General features: G+C 37.0%; 20 protein-coding genes. 14 read left to right on the forward strand and 6 right to left on the reverse strand.

Going from position 1 to position 17,436, the window contains the following annotated elements; all coding sequences use genetic code 11:
- Positions 1 to 179: 179 nt before the first annotated feature.
- The 6 genes from SYJ56_RS19190 to SYJ56_RS19215 all read left to right on the forward strand — a co-directional run bounded on the left by SYJ56_RS19190 (position 180) and on the right by SYJ56_RS19215 (position 3,111).
- Complete coding sequence (locus SYJ56_RS19190) at positions 180 to 308, forward strand: hypothetical protein (RefSeq protein ID WP_323836974.1); 129 nt, start codon at positions 180 to 182, stop codon at positions 306 to 308.
- 205 nt (positions 309 to 513) lie between these two features.
- On the forward strand, positions 514 to 837 hold the full coding sequence (locus SYJ56_RS19195; RefSeq protein WP_323836976.1) for a hypothetical protein: 324 nt from the start codon (positions 514 to 516) through the stop codon (positions 835 to 837).
- Between the two features lie 69 nt (positions 838 to 906).
- Positions 907 to 1,041 (forward strand): DUF559 domain-containing protein, encoded by a 135-nt coding sequence (locus tag SYJ56_RS19200; RefSeq protein WP_323836977.1) that lies wholly within the window; start codon positions 907 to 909, stop codon positions 1,039 to 1,041.
- A 409-nt stretch (positions 1,042 to 1,450) separates the two neighbouring features.
- Positions 1,451 to 1,780 (forward strand): hypothetical protein, encoded by a 330-nt coding sequence (locus SYJ56_RS19205; protein ID WP_323836979.1) that lies wholly within the window; start codon positions 1,451 to 1,453, stop codon positions 1,778 to 1,780.
- Between the two features lie 79 nt (positions 1,781 to 1,859).
- Positions 1,860 to 2,639 (forward strand): hypothetical protein, encoded by a 780-nt coding sequence (locus SYJ56_RS19210; protein WP_323836981.1) that lies wholly within the window; start codon positions 1,860 to 1,862, stop codon positions 2,637 to 2,639.
- Positions 2,632 to 3,111 carry a hypothetical protein gene (locus SYJ56_RS19215; RefSeq protein WP_323836982.1) on the forward strand — a complete coding sequence of 160 codons (480 nt, stop codon included), beginning with the start codon at positions 2,632 to 2,634 and terminating at the stop codon, positions 3,109 to 3,111. Before SYJ56_RS19210 ends, SYJ56_RS19215 begins: the two co-directional genes overlap by 8 nt.
- Before the next feature lie 518 nt (positions 3,112 to 3,629).
- Here SYJ56_RS19215 and SYJ56_RS19220 read toward each other — a convergent pair.
- The 5 genes from SYJ56_RS19220 to SYJ56_RS19240 form a co-directional block, all read right to left on the reverse strand.
- Positions 3,630 to 3,872, reverse strand: a complete 243-nt coding sequence (locus SYJ56_RS19220; RefSeq protein WP_323836984.1) for a hypothetical protein — start codon at positions 3,870 to 3,872, stop codon at positions 3,630 to 3,632.
- A 163-nt stretch (positions 3,873 to 4,035) separates the two neighbouring features.
- Positions 4,036 to 4,350 carry a hypothetical protein gene (locus SYJ56_RS19225; protein WP_323836986.1) on the reverse strand — a complete coding sequence of 105 codons (315 nt, stop codon included), beginning with the start codon at positions 4,348 to 4,350 and terminating at the stop codon, positions 4,036 to 4,038.
- Positions 4,347 to 4,595, reverse strand: a complete 249-nt coding sequence (locus SYJ56_RS19230; RefSeq protein ID WP_323836988.1) for a hypothetical protein — start codon at positions 4,593 to 4,595, stop codon at positions 4,347 to 4,349. Before SYJ56_RS19230 ends, SYJ56_RS19225 begins: the two co-directional genes overlap by 4 nt.
- A gap of 445 nt (positions 4,596 to 5,040) precedes the next feature.
- Complete coding sequence (locus SYJ56_RS19235; RefSeq protein ID WP_323836990.1) at positions 5,041 to 5,460, reverse strand: hypothetical protein; 420 nt, start codon at positions 5,458 to 5,460, stop codon at positions 5,041 to 5,043.
- 10 nt (positions 5,461 to 5,470) lie between these two features.
- A complete protein-coding gene (locus SYJ56_RS19240; protein ID WP_323836992.1) occupies positions 5,471 to 6,091 on the reverse strand; it encodes a hypothetical protein in 621 nt (206 codons plus the stop codon).
- Positions 6,092 to 6,176: 85 nt separating this feature from the next.
- On the opposite strand from SYJ56_RS19240, the gene SYJ56_RS19245 reads away from it, so the two are divergent.
- The 3 genes from SYJ56_RS19245 (at position 6,177) to SYJ56_RS19255 (ending at position 9,078) form a co-directional block, all read left to right on the forward strand.
- A complete protein-coding gene (locus tag SYJ56_RS19245; protein WP_323836994.1) occupies positions 6,177 to 6,383 on the forward strand; it encodes a helix-turn-helix domain-containing protein in 207 nt (68 codons plus the stop codon).
- A 442-nt stretch (positions 6,384 to 6,825) separates the two neighbouring features.
- Positions 6,826 to 8,103, forward strand: a complete 1,278-nt coding sequence (locus SYJ56_RS19250; protein WP_323836997.1) for a PDDEXK nuclease domain-containing protein — start codon at positions 6,826 to 6,828, stop codon at positions 8,101 to 8,103.
- A gap of 198 nt (positions 8,104 to 8,301) precedes the next feature.
- Positions 8,302 to 9,078, forward strand: coding sequence for an NERD domain-containing protein (locus SYJ56_RS19255; protein WP_323836999.1), 777 nt, complete (start codon positions 8,302 to 8,304; stop codon positions 9,076 to 9,078).
- Positions 9,079 to 9,325: 247 nt separating this feature from the next.
- Here SYJ56_RS19255 and SYJ56_RS19260 read toward each other — a convergent pair whose 3' ends face one another.
- Entirely contained in the window at positions 9,326 to 9,571 is a 246-nt protein-coding gene (locus SYJ56_RS19260; RefSeq protein WP_323837001.1) for a hypothetical protein, read from the reverse strand.
- Positions 9,572 to 10,345: 774 nt separating this feature from the next.
- On the opposite strand from SYJ56_RS19260, the gene SYJ56_RS19265 reads away from it, so the two are divergent.
- The 5 genes from SYJ56_RS19265 (at position 10,346) to SYJ56_RS19285 (ending at position 17,340) form a co-directional block, all read left to right on the forward strand.
- Positions 10,346 to 12,226 (forward strand): caspase family protein, encoded by a 1,881-nt coding sequence (locus SYJ56_RS19265; protein WP_323837003.1) that lies wholly within the window; start codon positions 10,346 to 10,348, stop codon positions 12,224 to 12,226.
- Complete coding sequence (locus SYJ56_RS19270; RefSeq protein ID WP_323837006.1) at positions 12,223 to 13,101, forward strand: hypothetical protein; 879 nt, start codon at positions 12,223 to 12,225, stop codon at positions 13,099 to 13,101. The genes SYJ56_RS19265 and SYJ56_RS19270 overlap by 4 nt, the downstream gene beginning before the upstream one ends.
- A 681-nt stretch (positions 13,102 to 13,782) precedes the next feature.
- Positions 13,783 to 14,502: a hypothetical protein gene (locus SYJ56_RS19275; protein ID WP_323837007.1), complete on the forward strand. Its 720-nt coding sequence runs from the start codon at positions 13,783 to 13,785 to the stop codon at positions 14,500 to 14,502.
- 179 nt (positions 14,503 to 14,681) lie between these two features.
- Complete coding sequence (locus SYJ56_RS19280; RefSeq protein WP_323837008.1) at positions 14,682 to 15,725, forward strand: amidohydrolase family protein; 1,044 nt, start codon at positions 14,682 to 14,684, stop codon at positions 15,723 to 15,725.
- Positions 15,676 to 17,340, forward strand: a complete 1,665-nt coding sequence (locus SYJ56_RS19285; protein WP_323837009.1) for an amidohydrolase family protein — start codon at positions 15,676 to 15,678, stop codon at positions 17,338 to 17,340. The genes SYJ56_RS19280 and SYJ56_RS19285 overlap by 50 nt, the downstream gene beginning before the upstream one ends.
- Positions 17,341 to 17,436 lie beyond the last annotated feature (96 nt).

Below are 17,436 nucleotides of genomic sequence, written 5' to 3' on the forward strand. Positions count from 1 at the left end.
TTTACGTAATGACCAACATTAGATTTCGTGACTTATCGCTAATAAAAAACACGTTAGATTAGGGTAGGTGTTTGTATTGTGGTTAAGATGAGAGATTAAATGATAAATTTCCTATTAAAGAAGCCTGTCTCAATGAGCAAAGTGACATCGGGAGCTGGGATGAGGTTAACTGAGTCACCATGAGCGATCTGACTACTCCCAGATGGGGGCTATTGAAAAGTTCGATCTCCGCCACGGCGGACAAGCACTTCAGGATCAAAAAGCGGTACAGTATTTATCCAGCTGTATCTACAGCCTACACAAGATAATTCTGAATTAGCACATCTTCTAGTGTTTAGGCGCGATGGGATGTCGCAGCAGCGGGGCAGGCGGCTGGTCTGAGCGTGGAAGCTTTGCTGCGACTTGGCTTTTTGTTTCTTTTTTGCCAAGAAAAAAGCAAGAAGGAAAAAATTGATAGACAAGGCATAGATAATGTTTTCCACATAAAAGTCATTCAATCATTACCTTAGGAGCTTGAAGAATATACCCTACACCCGCTCCAAAACAGCAGTCCCTCAGTTCTGCGAAGAAAACGGCTTTTACACCACCAAAGCCCGTTCCTTTAACATGTCCAAAATCAGGGAGGACAAGCCGTTAAAAATTCTTTCGGTGAAAGAATTTAGGCTTGGGCCAGCTTGCAGGGGAGATACCAAACCAGAAAAACTCCTCAAGAAAGCCCTGTGGCATGCAGGAATAAGGTACAAATCACCAAAGAAACCACTCCCCGGCAAACCCGATCTCAGCCTGAAAAAATACAAACTCGTCATCTTCGTGGACGGCACCTTCTGGCATGGATAAGACTGGGAACACAGAAAGGGAACCATCAAATCCAACCGGGAATTCTGGATCGCCAAGATCGAGCGGAATATGGAGCGGGATCAGGAAGTCAATGCCTATTATCAATCCAAAGGCTGGATAGTATTGAGGTTCTGGGATTTTGAGGTGAAAGATGGAACTGGGGGCTGTTTGAAAAAAGTCTTAAATTATATTCGAATATCTTGACATTATGGAAAGTGAGATCAATTAAAAACCTACAAAAATGGCTGTTGAACCAATTGTTCTACATACAATTTGCGCTGTGGATAGGGATTTCCATGTTTGGGCTAGATTTGATATTAAATGGGTTTAAATGGAGGATCTTCTTTTATTTTAGCTTTGCATGTGTATTAATGACAATTAGCCTCACTTATAAGAGAAGGAAAACAATCTCGAATTCAGAAGAGAAACGATATAAATGAATAGGCAATTAGATCAGGAGATCAATACCCTATAGTAGCCGAAAAGCTTTGAATTTTATATTTTTGAAATTTTTAATTGATAAGTGAATTTGGTTCAATAATAAAACGAACACTGGATATTTACAATCAGACCATACAATGATATATTTGGGGAAAATTAATTTTCAATATCCATGATATTCTGGAAAAATAGAGGCTTATTGATTTTAGTCTACCTAGGAGTTTCTTTACTGGTGACAGCTCTAATGTTAGGTTATTTAAATAGAAATTATAAAGATTTCTTTTACTGGGTAAACTTTAATACTTCTTTGGTTATTGGGTTTTGGGTTGCAGGTATCTGGACTTTTTTGGTAAGGGATGATTATTATTTCAATGAATGGGGAGAAAAAATTAAGATGGATACCGTTAATGAATTCTATTTTATAAGACTTGAATACTGGGCTTACATCTTTGGTACTATTGGATTTATTTTTCTAGTTCTTTCAATTGCTGGCTTTATCTGAAAATCAGATTAGACCAGTATAGTTCCAAGCAAATCACTGACCCTATCCATTTAATTCTATTTTTCGTTAGATTTGGAGTATGCAGAACACAGGTTTTTTGGAGATCAAAGTGAACGGAAAGAAAGGGAACATACCCATTTCTCCAGACAACTATGATATTCGTGAACTGATGGAAATCATTGGTAACGTAGAGAATCTTCTTTTTCCATTGGATAAGAAAGACAGACCTGCCATCACCTATGAGATGCAGGAAGGCTCAGTCAGACATTTGTTCAGGACTTCGCTGCAGTATATTATAGGTTTTAACGCCGTCCTGGGTGAAATCGAAAGAACTAACAATCTTGATTTTTTGGATTTGAATACTGCCAAGGCTTTTGAGGTTTTTCAGGAATTGGCCGTCAAGTATGATTATTTATTGGAAGTAGGAACTTCACTTGAGAAAAGCCATAAATTGAATATCAACAAAGGCACCCAATTCAAAAGATCGGAAGCTATATGGGCTGATGCAGAATTTTACTTTTATGGCAAAGTAACCAATGCCGGAGGAAAGGATAGGGCAAATATGCACCTATTAACTGAGGAATTGGGGACAATTCGAATCGGAACCCCGATCAGTTTTTTGAAGCAATATGAATCCAATCTGCTGTATAAGTCATTTGGGGTACGGGCAATGGGACGACAAAATTCCCAAACGGGGGAAATTGATTTATCCTCGCTGAAGTTTATAGAACTCTCTGGGTACGATCCCAAATACGATGAATCCTATCTCGATGGGTTAATTGCCAAGGCAGAAAATACCTGGTCAAGCATTCCTGACAAGGAAAGCTGGCTCAGAGAAATCAGAGGGGGATATGAGTGATACGGGAGTTTTGTTGGACACAAGTTTTTTTATCCGACTATTGGATCCTCTCGACCGGTTGCATTTGAATGCTAAGGGTTATTATCGATATTTTTTAGAGCATGACCAAATAATGCATTTAAGTACAATAGCAGCTGGTGAATATTGTGTCCGGGGAACATTAGATCAACTCCCCTTAAAACAGCTTAAGATAATACCCTATAACCTTGACCATGCACAAAAGGCAGGAAAACTGGCACACACAGTGTTTGCCAATAAAGGAAAACTAGATTTGCTGAGTAGGACAATCATTCCCAATGACACTAAACTTTTCGCCCAGGCAGAGGTGGAAAATTCCATTTCTAGGTATTTATCTTCAGATAAAGAGAGCGCTAAAATCTACCATTTATTGAGAGCGAATAGCGAATTGAGTTTTGATTTTCTGGACTTGTCCATACCCCACCATGAAGCCTTTGGTCTGCTCGATTTATAATTTAAGATATTAAGGTTTAGAAGTTTGACTCTAAATGAAAAGCAAAATCTTTAACCACCAATTCCTTTCCTCCGAACACCCCACCACCTGTCCACACTGCGGACTTAGGACAGATATCATCGCAGACCTAAGCCATACCACCAGCCAAACTCAGCTTCATCAATGCCCGGATAATGACTGTAGATTTGAATTCATAGTGACACCCAAATAACGAAATTCTAAATTTACCACATCCGCTCGTGGTTAGGGCGCGTTGTGGTGACGCAGCAGCGAGCCAGGCGGCTGGTCTGCGCGCTGAAGCTTTGCTGGCGTCTTGGCCTTTTGGTTCTTTTGGGCTAAGCCAAAAGAACAAGAGAAAAATAGCTTAACATTATCGATATGGGTTAATGGGGAATTTGAGAATCGATAAAATACAAAAAAAGCAGTTTTCCAACTCGACATTTTTTTAACGCTCGATCCCCATTGCGTCAAAGCCTGTCCCGATTATTTCGGGGGCAAAAGAACGGAAAGAAATAATTTCACAGCAATACCATCTCTAAAAAACAATCCAACTCTTCTTCTGTATCAAAATGATAATCCTCGGCTACACCTGATTCAAAAAATAAAATCAAAGACACCATACGCTCAAATACCCGGAAAGAATACCCTTCATAGTTATAAATATAAAATGCCTTAATTGTGGAGCCGTCGGACATATAGACGGTTTCAATAGTCTTAGAAGGTCTTAAATACTCAGTATGAGAGTAAATAAAAGTATTCATTTTTTAAATCTGTATATCCGCTTTTTTCCTAATAAGGAGGTATAAGCATAATTAAATATAATGAAATGTAGCTTTTTAGGCACTTCGGTCACCCGTCTTCGGTCTTCTGTCCAGTAAAGCAAAGAAATTATGACTACTGGCATCATTGCGGGTAAATAGATTTTTAAATACTATACCCCTTCTCCACACCTCTCAAAAACCCCACAACATCCCGCTCATCCGTAACAGAATCAGCTGTCAATTCAAACTCCTCAAACTCATGCCATTCATGATCCACCGCGGGATTATAAGGATCAGCATGCAGTCTGGGCAAGCCCCAATCATCTGGAACAAAGAACTCCTCCGAGATCAACTTTGATAGGAGTAGGGCAGTGGCTTCTTCCACAGTCATTCCAGTAGGATTAGAAAATACCGCAGCCCCAAACTGCTTGTAATTATGCGCATCCCGGTAGCGGTAGTTGAGTTGGATATTCTTCATGAGCCCTGCTTCAATTCCTCCAAAAAATCATTCAGATCCTGTTCACTATAAAAGGATCTATTCGGTTCCAATCCCGTCTCAAAGAACTGGATAAGCCTGACCAGATTGTCGAAATAATGAAAGTGCAGTCCTTCATAATTATAGATATAGATGGGGTGGATAGAATCAGATTGTACAAGATGAAGTATATCTATCGATCTGGAGGGTCGGATATACTCGGTAGTAATGGGGATTAGGTTTCTCATGGGCTTTCGATCAGCGATTAAGCAAAGCTAATTTCCATACTTGTAGGAATGTTAAGTGCTTAGACCTCCTCCGACAAGTCATGTCATGTCTTAGTCACCAAAACACCCAATCACCCCGCCCCCAGCTTCGCTGATGCCTGGTAAAGAAAAGGTGGAATTCGATCCTTCTATTCCGATTTGAAACCTTACAGACTTCCCTGCTTTCCCATTCTATTAAAAATACTTCCCAATGGTACCCACTGTGACTTTTTCCATCTCCCAGTCACTTTTTGGCACTTCCACTTTCATTTCCCTATCCCATCAGATAGAATTAGGAAAGCTGGTGTCAGGGCTTAATATCCCCTTTATTCTATTGTCCTTGAACAAAACAGTTAGTGTTACTTTTTCCATGATTTATAAGGTTTTGGCGATAATTGAATTCTATTCCTAAAATTTATTAGGTATGTCACCTCAAAGAATCCATTAACAGTCGACCGGTGTGCTCTACACCCTTTTCATCCTTTAGTATTGCTTGGATCTTTAAAGTTTCAAGGGGTTCCTTTTTGTGTTCTTCATTTAAAATTTGAATGATCTTTCCTGGAACCTTCGAGCCATCTTCTTTGAGTACTGTGCCATAATTGCCAAGCAATTCTGCAGTATTCCATTCCACAACTTCCAGATCTTCCAGATTCACCATACTGATAGGTGGAAAGGAAAAACCTGTACCCAAGGCCAGAATATCTGCCCGCGTCTTATAGAAATCATTAGGTTCAATCACCCGCAGAAGTAAATACAACTGTTTAGGATCTTCGTCATGATAGGGAGTATGAAATTTGACTAAATGACCTCGCTTGGGCATGAATGGACTTTCTTCTATTGCTTTCATAGACATTGGGTTAAAAATTTAATAATTGAGACTTTTTTATCTGATGTAAAACCGCCGGTCTCAGATCTTCTATCAACTGGAATTTCTCATTGCACAGATATCCGACCATAAGATCTTCGGTGTCAAAACCCTGAGATTCGTAAAACATGACAATGGCTTTTATCGCAGCTTCGGAATGTGAGCTTGCTCCCCATGTCAAATTCACCTCCCCGAATGCCAACTTGCGCTGTTGAAATTCCTGCACCATAATCCTTCCATAAAAATGTGTTCTGATGGAATCTATCCTATCCTCAGTTCCCAAGGACACCAGCACATAATTGGTCACCGGATCAAAAGTCCCATAGTTCTGATTGATCCATTCCATTAGTTTCAGAGCGGAGTTAACCGCATCCTTTGCCTCTTTATACCACTCCGGCCACCCCAGACTTTCAAAATCATATCTGCCAAGAATCCCTTTAAGTTGGCTGAGGTTCAAGAAATAAGGTTTACCGGGATTGTCGTATTCATGGTTCATGATAGAAACCAGAAATTCTCCATCATGACCAAGGAGTTCCAGGTATTCGTTGTCCTGATCTAATTCGCCTATCAGCCAATTTTCAGGAAGTGTATCAGTTAGGTAGGATAGGGACATAAGATTTTGTTATTTTTAGTATCAGATGAAGCTATCTTAAGATAAGAAATAAATTTCAAAATGTTTACAATAGTAAACAAAATATATGGAAATAAAGGAGGTATTTGGCCAAAGAGTGAAGCTGTTGAGGAAAGCTAAAGAGCTATCCCAAGAAGAGTTAGCTGAAAAATCTGGCCTTAACAGACCTTATATCTCTGCCATAGAGCAGGGGAAGCGGAATGTCTCGCTAGAGGTAATTGAAAAGCTGGCTGAAGCGCTGGAAATTAAGATTAAGGAGTTTTTTTTGGATTAATAAAAGTTTAGATACCACTGTCTATACTTTTTATTACGATTGTTTGCTTCGCACTAAATTCGGTATCATTACCTTCTATTTAACCTGTTGGATTATTGAGATGGCAATTTTTTTTTATTGATACTTTTGAGACCAAAAGTATCCAAAAGTCTTGCTGCAATAATGCTTCCCCCCGCAGTCCAGCCGCCTGCCCCGCTATTGCAGCTTGCCACCGCTCCCTAAGAACGGGCAATCTGATTATAGAACTATCTTCATTAGGAAATTATAAAGAGTCATTTGCGAATTATTGAGCTGTAGGATGAGCTAAAAGATCAACGTCGATTCTTATTCATTTTCCACATTCGCTCGTTTTTAGGGCGGGGGGAATGACGCAGCAGCAGTCTTGTCCGCAGTAGTGCAAGTCTGACTTGCACAACCTGATCAACAGCAGAAAGCGGCAATTGTGCAAGCGAACCTTGCACAATTGCCATGGTATCATCACATCACACTTTTGGATAAGGTTAAGGAGCCGGAAACCCGAATGTTTTATATCCAAAAATCCATCGTAAATGGTTGGAGCAGAAATGTTATGGTCCATCATATCGAAACAGGCCTCCATAAAAGAATGGGGAATTCGATTACCAATTTCAAACAAACCCTACCTCCAATTCAATCCGAACTTGCACACCAAACGCTTAAGAATCCCTACCTGTTGGATTTTCTTAACCTTACAGAGGACTTTAAGGAAAAGGACTTGGAAAAGGCACTGATGGATGGTGTGAAGAATTTCTTATTGGAGTTGGGAAATGGATTTGCATTTGTAGGTAACCAGAAGAAATTCAGGGTTGAAAAAGACGAATTCTTTCTCGATTTGCTGTTTTACAATTACAGATTACACTGCTTCGTGGTAATCGAGTTAAAAATTGGGGAGTTCAAACCGGAATTCGCCGGTAAACTCAATTTCTATATTAATGTAGTCAACGAACAACTGAAGGGAAAGGAAGACAACCAAACAATAGGAATTCTGCTTTGCAAAACCCCAAATCAGACTGTAGTGAGATTTTCCCTTCAGGATATTAAGCAGCCAATCGGTGTTTCTGAATATCATCTCCAAAACGTTCTTCCTGAAAAATTGCGCGGCGGAATCCCTTCTGTGGAAGAATTGGAGGAGGAACTTGACCGTGAATACCGAGAACTTAAATCACCGATTGACCTCAAATTGGAAAAAATCAAGGATTTTCTTAGCCAGAAACCGGAGGATCGGTATTTAAGACAAGTTAAAAGCAATCAAACAGTCAAAACTGTTTTCCATTCCTTTTTTGAACCGCTTACTGAGTTGATTTTTAAATTGATGCAGGAAAAACTAAGCACAATGTTCATTGAGACCAGAATTGCCCTTAATGTGAATTTACATGAAATGGATACTCTTACAGATGTTGAACTAAAAGTTGTCAAACCTCTCATCGGAGGAAATACAGTGGAGGAGATTAACAGCCTCGGGATCTCTGTCAAAGGGATTGGCTTTAGGGCTGCAGGAGCAAAATCTTTTGACCATTGTGAAAGGCTCACGATCCGCTTGGAAAATTATGCAATGTGTGTGGGTATCCGGGAAGCCAAAAACGAAGATATTTGGATGGAAAAACTGTATCATGAGCTGCCTACAGTCACAGAAATCCAAGATCTTTCAGAAAGATACCTCGATACTTGGGTGGATGGAGTCTACAATAAACTAAGCGGTTAAGGGTAACCGATGGTAGACAGTCTATAAAACAAGTGACAAATCACTTCTAGATAACTATAGAACATGGTTCCAGACAATAATGGAGAAGGTCCCCGATCCAGATAAACTCACCTTCAAGGAAAAGTTGGATAAGGTGCTCTTTCTCTTAGGTAAGGAGGTTAAGCTATAAGCTTAAACTTTAGAATTCAGTTATTCTTAATGGAAACACAGATCCTTGTCGCCGTAATTAGTTTATTATTTCTTTGGTTTACCTGGTATCTCAAAAAAGAAGTAGTTCCAAAGGTTATAGGTCGTTTCGGAGAGCTAAAGATATCCTTAAGGCTGAAAAGGCTTTCCAAAAAAGAGTATATAGTTCTAAACGATGTATTGTTACAAATCGGTGAGTCCAGTACTCAAATTGACCACATTGTGATTTCCAAAAGCGGACTTCATGTAATCGAGACCAAAAACCTAAAGGGCTGGATACACGGGCACGAAAATTCTGAATATTGGAAGCAGACGTTATACCGCCGAAAGTACACCCTCAAAAACCCTGTAAAACAGAATGAGGTACATGTGCAGGTATTGAAGAAAATCCTATCAGACTATCCCCATATCAAATTCAGTTCAATTGTGGTCTTTAGTGGAAGTGCAGTACTGAAGAATATGACCACTTGGAGTCCTGTCATCTATGCCAGTCAGCTAATCAGAACAATCCGAGAGGATGATGAGGACGCAATCCTGTCATTTGATCAAATGGCTCATATTGCTGATCGATTGAATAGCCTTAGACTGCGGGGGAAGGAAGAAATCAGAAAACATGTTCAACGAATACAGAAGAAAGAAAGGGAGAACCTAACAAGCGATACCTGCCCTAGTTGTGGTAACTACCTGATCAAGAGAAAAGGGAGATATGGAGAGTTTTATGGATGCTCTAGCTATCCTAAGTGTAAGTACTCGCAAACTATAGCGGATACATCTAGTAATAGGAGATAGTTTGCTGGACTCAGCAATTAAAGTAAGTCTGAAGAATAGGAAGAATAGTATTTTATACTCAACCGCTCACCTCACTTTTATCGGTATTTAGCACCTAAGTTTAGTGTGAAGGGCGCGGTGGGAGGTTGTGGCAGCGGGGCAGGCGATGGCCTTGCGGGTAGAAGCTTTGCCACAACTTGACTTTTTGGTTCTTTTGCGTCAAAGCCTGTCCCGATTTTTTCGGGAGCAAAAGAACGGAAAAAACACCTCACTTCATCGCCTTCAGCTTCACCCCCATATCCCTTAACATATGCAGGATCACGGTGGCATCCTTTTCCTGCTCCAAGTCAATAAACTGTCTCAGCGCCCGGGAAAGCGTTTCGATTTGCCTAGCCTTAGTAATCCTTGAATGGGGAAATGGGTTAGCGTTCTCAGAAATAATCGCACTTATTTTCGCATCCACCCGTTTCTCCAGATCCTTAAGCTCACTGCAGATTTCTGCCCAGTTGTACATGTGTTAGAGGAATTGGCTTAATAACAAAGATCTTACATTTCTTGCCTGAAAGTAAATGATCAAGTAAAATGTACGATAAGCGGTGTCAGATTTTTATTTCATTTTCACTACCGAAAACTACATGTGCCCCACTTTTCTGCCATTTTCTTAAAAAAAAACCTGTAAATGAACACCGAGCCTGCCCCGATAACAAAGTGAATCTAACTGCGCCGAGAGAGGGTATGACTACAGGTTCTGTATTACGAATCCCCAACTACCCAAAGTGCCAGATTATTCTGTACGCATTCTTAAAACATCAATCTCGAGTAGTTTTTAGTAAAAAATGCAAATAATTCTCTGCTTATCAGCTAAATATACCCTGTACAGGGTATGGGTTTTCTTCAATATTTACTTTTTCTTGTAATTGTCTTTTAGCAGGAAACAAACAGCCAACTTTTATAGCATTTTTCTGGAAATACTCCCAGAACCCATTCATTTCTGAATCTGATAGTGTAATGATAGCAGAGCCGAACGCCCTCTTTCTTCAGGAGAGAGCCTGTCCCGATGAGCAGCGCGATATCGGGAAGAAGAGTGGGATGAGGTAGTGCAGAGTATTTTTTTGAATTCAAAATTCACTTAATTGTTTTGGATTTTTATTAATGGCAGTGATCTATTACCAAGTTAAGACAATGTCGAATTATATTGAGTTTATTCTGATATATAAAATTTTTGGTATAGTCAATAATAGTAAAGAGGAGCATTTAAACTAGTCTGATATTATAAGCTTGGATAAAAATGAAATTTGTAATCAGTATTGGAGTAAATAATGTAAAAGGATTACCAACACTGGGTGCAGCTGCTTCAGGTGCAATAGAGTTTGATACTTGGGCTAAATCACAGGGCTATAAAACCAAAATATTTACTGATTTGGAAGATACTCAGGTATCTCAAAATGATATTTTTAATGAAATCAATAGAATTGTTGAGGAAAAAACATGTGAAATGCTTATCATATTTTTTTCTGGACATGGCATATTAAGAAGCCCAAATCAAGAAGTCTGGCTGCTTTCAAATGCAAAAAATAATCCAAACGAATCAATCAATCTAACAGGTTCCATTGATTACGCCAGGACTACGGGGATTCCCTATATAGTTTTTATTTCTGATGCATGTCGAATATTACCAGCTGAGCTTCAATTTACAGGAAATGGGTCTGTTATTTTCCCCATTTATGATGATAACAATCACGAATGTGCGATAGATGTTTTATATGCAACCAGACCAGGAAGTCCCGCCAATGAATACAATAGTCTTGTTAACTCAGAGAAGTTTGGACTTTTCACACAATCAATATTAGAGATTTTAAATGGAAAATATCCTGAAACTATATGGCCCAAATTGGAGGGAGAAAGTAATTTGTTGAATTTTTATGATGCTAATTCACTAATAAAAGATTCCAAATACAAGCAGTTAAAAAATGGGGAATGGGTGATCGATACTGTAAAAATGGAAAACCCATTAAAATCAATTGTTAAGAAAAAAGCATCTGATATTAATATTACGCTATACCAAAATCCAGATATTCGAATTCAACATCAAAGCCCTAAACCTTATTTATCAAGGTTTGATGATAGTGAAGCAAAAAATTTAATATTGGTAACTACCAAATTGTTGCAGAATCAAAAGGGGGTACAGAATCAAAAGGGGTTACATCATGAAGATGAAGAGATATTTTTTGAAACTATAGATAGAGGTAGTGGTAGTGGGAGTAAAAAAAGTAAGAAGGCGTTTAAAGAATCTGCATTTAAGAAACGGATGTCCTCTGTTGAAAAAATTCAGATGTTAGAGGGAAATCCAAGACTTTTAAAGAATGCAGAAATAATACATAAATCAAATAAAAAAAATATATATAAAATCCATACAGGTTTTACAATTGTAGGGACTAAAATAGCTGACGTGCTTGTAAGAGGCAATAATAGGCGGTTGAGTTTTGAGAATGATAGACAAGAAGTTAGAGTTGATCATAATGAATCTAAATCTGCTTTACTGATTTTGGAGAATGGGCAATCAATTCCTGTTGCAATTTTGGAAGACTTTATCGGTACAGTTGTTTTTCATAAAGACAGATTACTTACTATTAATTATACTCCATGTGAAGGAAGTTATAGATACTATGAATTCGAAGATAATAGAGAGAAAATAAACTTAGTAAGGTCATATATAGCGAGTGCAGCAAACGAAGGATTTGATTATCAGAAGGCATTTGAAAATGAATTCACTGAAACTGGACATATAAAATATGACAATCCAGGAAGTTTTTTAAGAATGGAAAAATCATTAGATCCATCTTTGGGCCTATATGCAGTCTATGCATATATGCAGGCTGGAAAAATCAAGGACATAAATTCTGTATTTAAGTATATGAATAATGAAAGTGAGGATTTGATTTTCGATGTAGCGATGTTATCAGGAAACCTGAATCTCGAAAATGTTAAACTTGCCCCTTTTTGCCCCATGCTTTCACTTGGTTGGGCATATAGGAATCGATTTGAGCAATATTTACTTCCTGATATTTTGGAGGCATCCAAACATTTGGAGCCAAATCTCTGGACAACTTTTAATGAAAATGGCACTGATTTAATTTCAAAATTATTTAAACAAAATAAAATAAGATGAACCTAATTTTTATTCACGGAAGGGCACAACAAGGTAAAGACCCTAAAAAATTGAAAAAACTTTGGATTGATACTTTGATCAAAGGGTTGGAGAAATCAAATCTATCATTACCTATTCAAGAAAATCAAATTTACTTTCCTTTTTACGGCGATTCATTAAATGATTTAATCTTTAAAAGAAATAGGCCTATAGAAGAAATAGTAAAAAAAGGGGGAGAGGCTCATAGCAAAGACGATGAATTCTTTCATGACTTTCTAATGGAGGTTTCTAAGAATGCAAATATTACCACTTCTGAAATTGAAGAAGAGCAAATAAATAATATAAAAGAAAAGGGCCCTTTGAATTGGGAATGGGTTCAAGTGATTTTGAGAACATTGGACAAGAGAACCAAATGGAGTGTTAAGTCTTTAAAAAAATTCACATATGATGTCTATGTATATTTGACTCAAGAGAATATTAAAGAATCGATTAATAATTTAGTCTTGAAAGACATCGATCCATCTGAGCCATGTGTTGTTGTTGGCCATTCTTTAGGCTCTATTGTAGGCTACAATATCTTGAGAGATCATTCTGACTTAAATGTTTGTAAATACATTACTGTGGGCTCTCCACTTGGACTAAAATCTGTGAAAAAATACCTTAAAACTCCTATAAAAATGCCTGATTGTGTTCAAGATGGTTGGTATAATGCCTATGATGACAGAGATGTGGTGGCGTTAAATCCGCTTGATAAAAGGAGTTTTAATATTACCCCAACTATAACCAACAAAAAGGATGTTTTGAATCAGACTAAAAATAGACATGGAATTGTTGGCTATTTGAATGATAAATCTGTTGCAAAGGAAATTTATGATGCATTAACGAAGGAATATTAAATTATTAATTGATATAAGAGAGGGTAATAAAATTTGACTAAATCTGAAATATGTAATATATGAAGGTAGTTTGATTGTTATTATAGAAACGAATATTTTACTCCTTTCTTTAATTGAGTGATATTCTTCCTTAAAAGTCTCGATTTTTTTTGAAAATGGTTTCAGTCGGGAAAGGATACTCACCAAGCTAAAGTAAGTGCCGCTCTAAATTTTGGGTATTCATTCGATTGTTGGATTTGGAGTTAATAGTAGGTCTTTTAGTAAAGTTAATTTTTGGGTTTAGTATATAAGCCGAAGTCTTTTGCTTTAGTGTTTTAAGTGTTTTTCATTGATTCCTGATTAAAATAAAATTGAATAGGGAGTTAAGATTACTAAGTTGGATTGATGTTTAATGTCACTCATTATATAATATAAAAATTATACTATATGCCTCCTGTTTTAGATTTTTGCATTTCCATACTCTTAATATTTTTATTATTAAGCATGGTGGTTTCTGGACTTACTGAGTTTTGGAGTTCACGAATTGGTAAGAATTCAAGGTCTTCCTTGCTGTTTGAGTCACTCCTCAAAGTTTTTAATGACAAAATGAATAGAAATTTTGCGGAGGCTATCTATCGGCATCCACTTGTGGAGAATTCGAAACCAACCCAAAATGATCTACCTGCATATCTGGAGTCCAATGTGATTTCCCAGGTATTAATTGAAGTAATTATAAAAGACAATATACCCTACAAAATTTTATATGATGAACTGGGAAAGCCTAAAGTTCTTGAATATGGAATTGAACCTTCTGAGACATTTTTATTATTTAAGAATTCGGTCAATGCGATGAAGCCCAGTGATCTTAAATTGATGTTACAGAGTTTTCTCCATGATTCTAATTCCTTAGAGGAATTGAAACAAAAAATTGAGTCTTGGTATAAATCATACATGGATAGGGTTTCTGGTTGGTATAAAAAACGCATGAAATTCCCTCTTTTTTATACTGCCCTGTTGGTGACAATTTTTGTAAATGCTGACCTTTTTCGAATTAGTAAAGCGGTATGGAATGATGATGTCCTTAGGAATAGTTTGGTTGAACAAGCAATTGAAGTTACTCAAAATCCAGATTTTGTCACCCAAATGAATGGCAAGACAGTGGAGGAGAAGAAAGAGTTTGTTGATGAAATTTATACTGATCTAAAATTGAAAAACCTTCCTATTGGTTGGCATAGTCAATTACCAAATGAGGAAGAAGATTTTTTTAAACTGATCAGTTATAACTTTTCAAGTTTTTTTGAATTTTCAACCATTTTAGGTTGGCTGTTAATGGCTTTTTCATTGCACATGGGAGCGCCGTTTTGGTTTGAGTCATTGGTTAAACTAATAAACATTAGAGGAGCAGGGGTAAAACCTAATTAATATCAAATGATCAACGTCCATACTCATATATTTAATATTAAATGTGCTCCAAATAACTTTTATGGTGCACCACTGGCAAGGACCTTGGCTGTAGCTCCTGGTTTGGCTAGATCTCTTTCAAGATTTTTGAAAATAATAAATCCTTTCTCCAGAGAAGACCAACTANACTGGCAAGGACCTTGGCTGTAGCTCCTGGTTTGGCTAGATCTCTTTCAAGATTTTTGAAAATAATAAATCCTTTCTCCAGAGAAGACCAACTAAGTCGACTCGCGGCGATGGTAGATATTGGGATTGAACGAAATCAAAAAGAGATCTTTCAAAAGCTATTATCAGTTTATCAAAAATTTGAAAATCCTAGAATAGTGGCACTCACTATGGATATGGATTACATGGGGGGAGGAGATGCAATTGATGATTTTATTACTCAGACAAAAACTGTAGCTGAAATCAAAACCCAATTTCCAGATCAATTAATCGCTTTTTATGGAGTCGACCCAAGAAGGCCCAATGCATTTGATCTTTTGAAGGAAAATGTTGAAAACTATGGGTTTACCGGTATCAAATTATATCCAGCACTTGGGTTTTTTCCTTTTGATAAAAGACTTCGAAAAGTATATGAGTATGCAATTGAAAAAAGCCTTCCAATAATGACACATGCTGATATAGGAGGGATTTTTTATAGAGGGAATTTAAAATCTGAACATCTTCTGCCACTCTCAATAAACCCAATTGCTCCGACAAGATCTTTTACCGAACATATGGGTTTGAAAAAATCAGAATTCAAGGATTTTTTTTCTGACCCTCAAAATTTTGAAGAGGTACTCCAAATGCCAGATTTCAGAGATTTAAAGGTGTGTTTTGCACATTATGGAGGCGGGGAAATGATAGATGGTGTGGAGAATGCATCACCGACCGGGACTAACTGGTATAATACCATTAAAAGGTTATTGTTGGAATACCCCAATACCTATACGGATGTTTCCTACACCCTTCATCATTCCAATAAAAAGATAGTTTCAAAAGTTTTGAATGACATCCGTGACCCAAAACTTAATCATAAGATTCTCTTTGGTACAGATTATTATATGACAAGTAAGGTAAAAGAAGAGGAATCATTAATTGCCGAGTTCATTAAGAATTATGGCTTGTCTAAAGAAGAGTTTTTCGATTTGAGTGTCCGAAATAACAGTAATTATTTATCAACAAGCTTTTTTAAACTTTAAACACATGGGAAGGACTCCAAAATACATTGATATTCATCTTCATCCTCACGGTAGAACATTTAACTTTTTAAGAAATAGTAAACTTAAAAACTCAGAAGATTACAATCCATGGACTTCTATTAAATCTAATTATAAGGCAATGGAAAGAGGAAAAAGGGCGTTTTCTTTTTCGCAGTGTAATTTTGCTCAGTGTTGGAATGGTGACTGTGCTGTCGTTTTTGCGGCCATTTATCCATTTGAAAAAGGATTTTTTTCAGGCGGTGGTCATTTGGATAAAGATTCAATCTTTGTTTTAGAGAATACTATTGACAAAATCCCTCTTTTTGGTAGAGTGGTTAATTCCATTCTAGAAAAAATCACAGGCGCGGTTTTCAATTCAGAATATGAAAGAAAATCAGTGAAAGACTATTTTCAATCAATGCTTATGAGAATGCCTGGAAAGCGAATAGAATTTTTACAGTCACCGGAATATGATTACTGGACAGAGGCGAAAGAAGAAATTGAATTTATTTTGAGTAGAAATGGAGTGGAGTCAAAAAGTAAAATCCTAAAGAGGTCACTAAAAAAAGAAGTAAAAAAATCTGAGTCCTTTGAAAAAGCAGTAGGTACCTATGTAGTTGCTAAAAATTTCAAGGATATTTCTGATGCGTTGGATGAAAATAAACTGGTTATTGTCTTAACTCTAGAGGGTGCTCATTCTTTTGGTCTGGATAAAAATAAATTTGAAGTATTCAATCGGATTGAGGAGCTGAAACGCATGGAATACCCAATATTCTTTGTTACTTTTTCTCACCATTTTAATAATTACCTATGCGGACATGCCCATAGTCTAATTAAAGGTGCTTTACTGCTTGCCAATCAAAATGATGGCCTTCAATCTGAATTCAACGATTTAGGTTTAGCTGCAGCAAGGCTTTTGCTGAGCTTGTCTCCCGAAAATATAAAAAATGAAGACAGTCTCGGTAGGAGAATCCTATTAGACGTGAAACACATGGGTGTAGAATCCAGAGAGCAATTATACCATGAGATAATATTTCCTTGTTTGCATAAAAATGACAATATCCCAGTAATTGCCAGTCATGTTTGTTATTCAGGTGTTGCAACCTTTGAAGAATTGAAAGAAAATTGGACCCTCAAAAAAGAGACTGAGGATCTATTTCTTAATCAAGGATTGAATCATTGGAATATTAATGTTTGCGATCAGGACATTGAGGTGATACTGAAAACCAATGGTTTATTGGGAATATGCCTTGATGAAAGGATAATGGGATTCAATAAATCTGACAAGCAAAATGGATTTGTTTTGCTTGAGACAAATTTAGAGAGGCTGCTTGAGGGACTGTTTTTTAATACAAATTTAAGCCCCGAAGAAAAATCTAGAATTTGGAATGTCATGTGTATTGGGACAGATTTTGAAGGATATATTGATCCTACTGAAAATTACCCCACTGTAATTGAATTTAAGGAGTTAGAGAAAGACTTGAAATCTATTATTCAAAAGTTTATTGATTCTGGAAAAGCAGAAAGGTATTTTATTTTCAATACCCCCGAACAAATAGCACGAGATTTTTGCATGGACAACGTAATGAATTTTTTGAGGGAAAATTTTAATTAATTTCTAGAAATTAGTTAAATGGACGTAACCTATCCTGGTTTTTTATTCTCTCTTTAAAATTTAAATAATCAATTATTTATGAAAATGGTACAAATA

The sequence above is a fragment of the Algoriphagus aurantiacus genome, from assembly GCF_035156405.1.
In the GTDB taxonomy this organism is placed as follows: Bacteria; Bacteroidota; Bacteroidia; order Cytophagales; family Cyclobacteriaceae; genus Algoriphagus; species Algoriphagus aurantiacus.

What these genes read in the sequence shown, in the direction of transcription:
- SYJ56_RS19230 (WP_323836988.1), bottom strand. Translation starts at nt 4,595, where the DNA reads ATGAGAAACCTAATCCCCATTACTACCGAGTATATCCGACCCTCCAGA.
- SYJ56_RS19190 (WP_323836974.1), top strand. Translation starts at nt 180, where the DNA reads ATGAGCGATCTGACTACTCCCAGATGGGGGCTATTGAAAAGTTCGATC.
- SYJ56_RS19265 (WP_323837003.1), top strand. Translation starts at nt 10,346, where the DNA reads ATGAAATTTGTAATCAGTATTGGAGTAAATAATGTAAAAGGATTACCA.
- SYJ56_RS19215 (WP_323836982.1), top strand. Translation starts at nt 2,632, where the DNA reads ATGAGTGATACGGGAGTTTTGTTGGACACAAGTTTTTTTATCCGACTA.
- SYJ56_RS19205 (WP_323836979.1), top strand. Translation starts at nt 1,451, where the DNA reads ATGATATTCTGGAAAAATAGAGGCTTATTGATTTTAGTCTACCTAGGA.
- SYJ56_RS19235 (WP_323836990.1), bottom strand. Translation starts at nt 5,460, where the DNA reads ATGAAAGCAATAGAAGAAAGTCCATTCATGCCCAAGCGAGGTCATTTA.
- SYJ56_RS19200 (WP_323836977.1), top strand. Translation starts at nt 907, where the DNA reads ATGGAGCGGGATCAGGAAGTCAATGCCTATTATCAATCCAAAGGCTGG.
- SYJ56_RS19255 (WP_323836999.1), top strand. Translation starts at nt 8,302, where the DNA reads ATGGAAACACAGATCCTTGTCGCCGTAATTAGTTTATTATTTCTTTGG.
- SYJ56_RS19270 (WP_323837006.1), top strand. Translation starts at nt 12,223, where the DNA reads ATGAACCTAATTTTTATTCACGGAAGGGCACAACAAGGTAAAGACCCT.
- SYJ56_RS19225 (WP_323836986.1), bottom strand. Translation starts at nt 4,350, where the DNA reads ATGAAGAATATCCAACTCAACTACCGCTACCGGGATGCGCATAATTAC.
- SYJ56_RS19245 (WP_323836994.1), top strand. Translation starts at nt 6,177, where the DNA reads ATGGAAATAAAGGAGGTATTTGGCCAAAGAGTGAAGCTGTTGAGGAAA.
- SYJ56_RS19220 (WP_323836984.1), bottom strand. Translation starts at nt 3,872, where the DNA reads ATGAATACTTTTATTTACTCTCATACTGAGTATTTAAGACCTTCTAAG.
- SYJ56_RS19210 (WP_323836981.1), top strand. Translation starts at nt 1,860, where the DNA reads ATGCAGAACACAGGTTTTTTGGAGATCAAAGTGAACGGAAAGAAAGGG.
- SYJ56_RS19260 (WP_323837001.1), bottom strand. Translation starts at nt 9,571, where the DNA reads ATGTACAACTGGGCAGAAATCTGCAGTGAGCTTAAGGATCTGGAGAAA.
- SYJ56_RS19240 (WP_323836992.1), bottom strand. Translation starts at nt 6,091, where the DNA reads ATGTCCCTATCCTACCTAACTGATACACTTCCTGAAAATTGGCTGATA.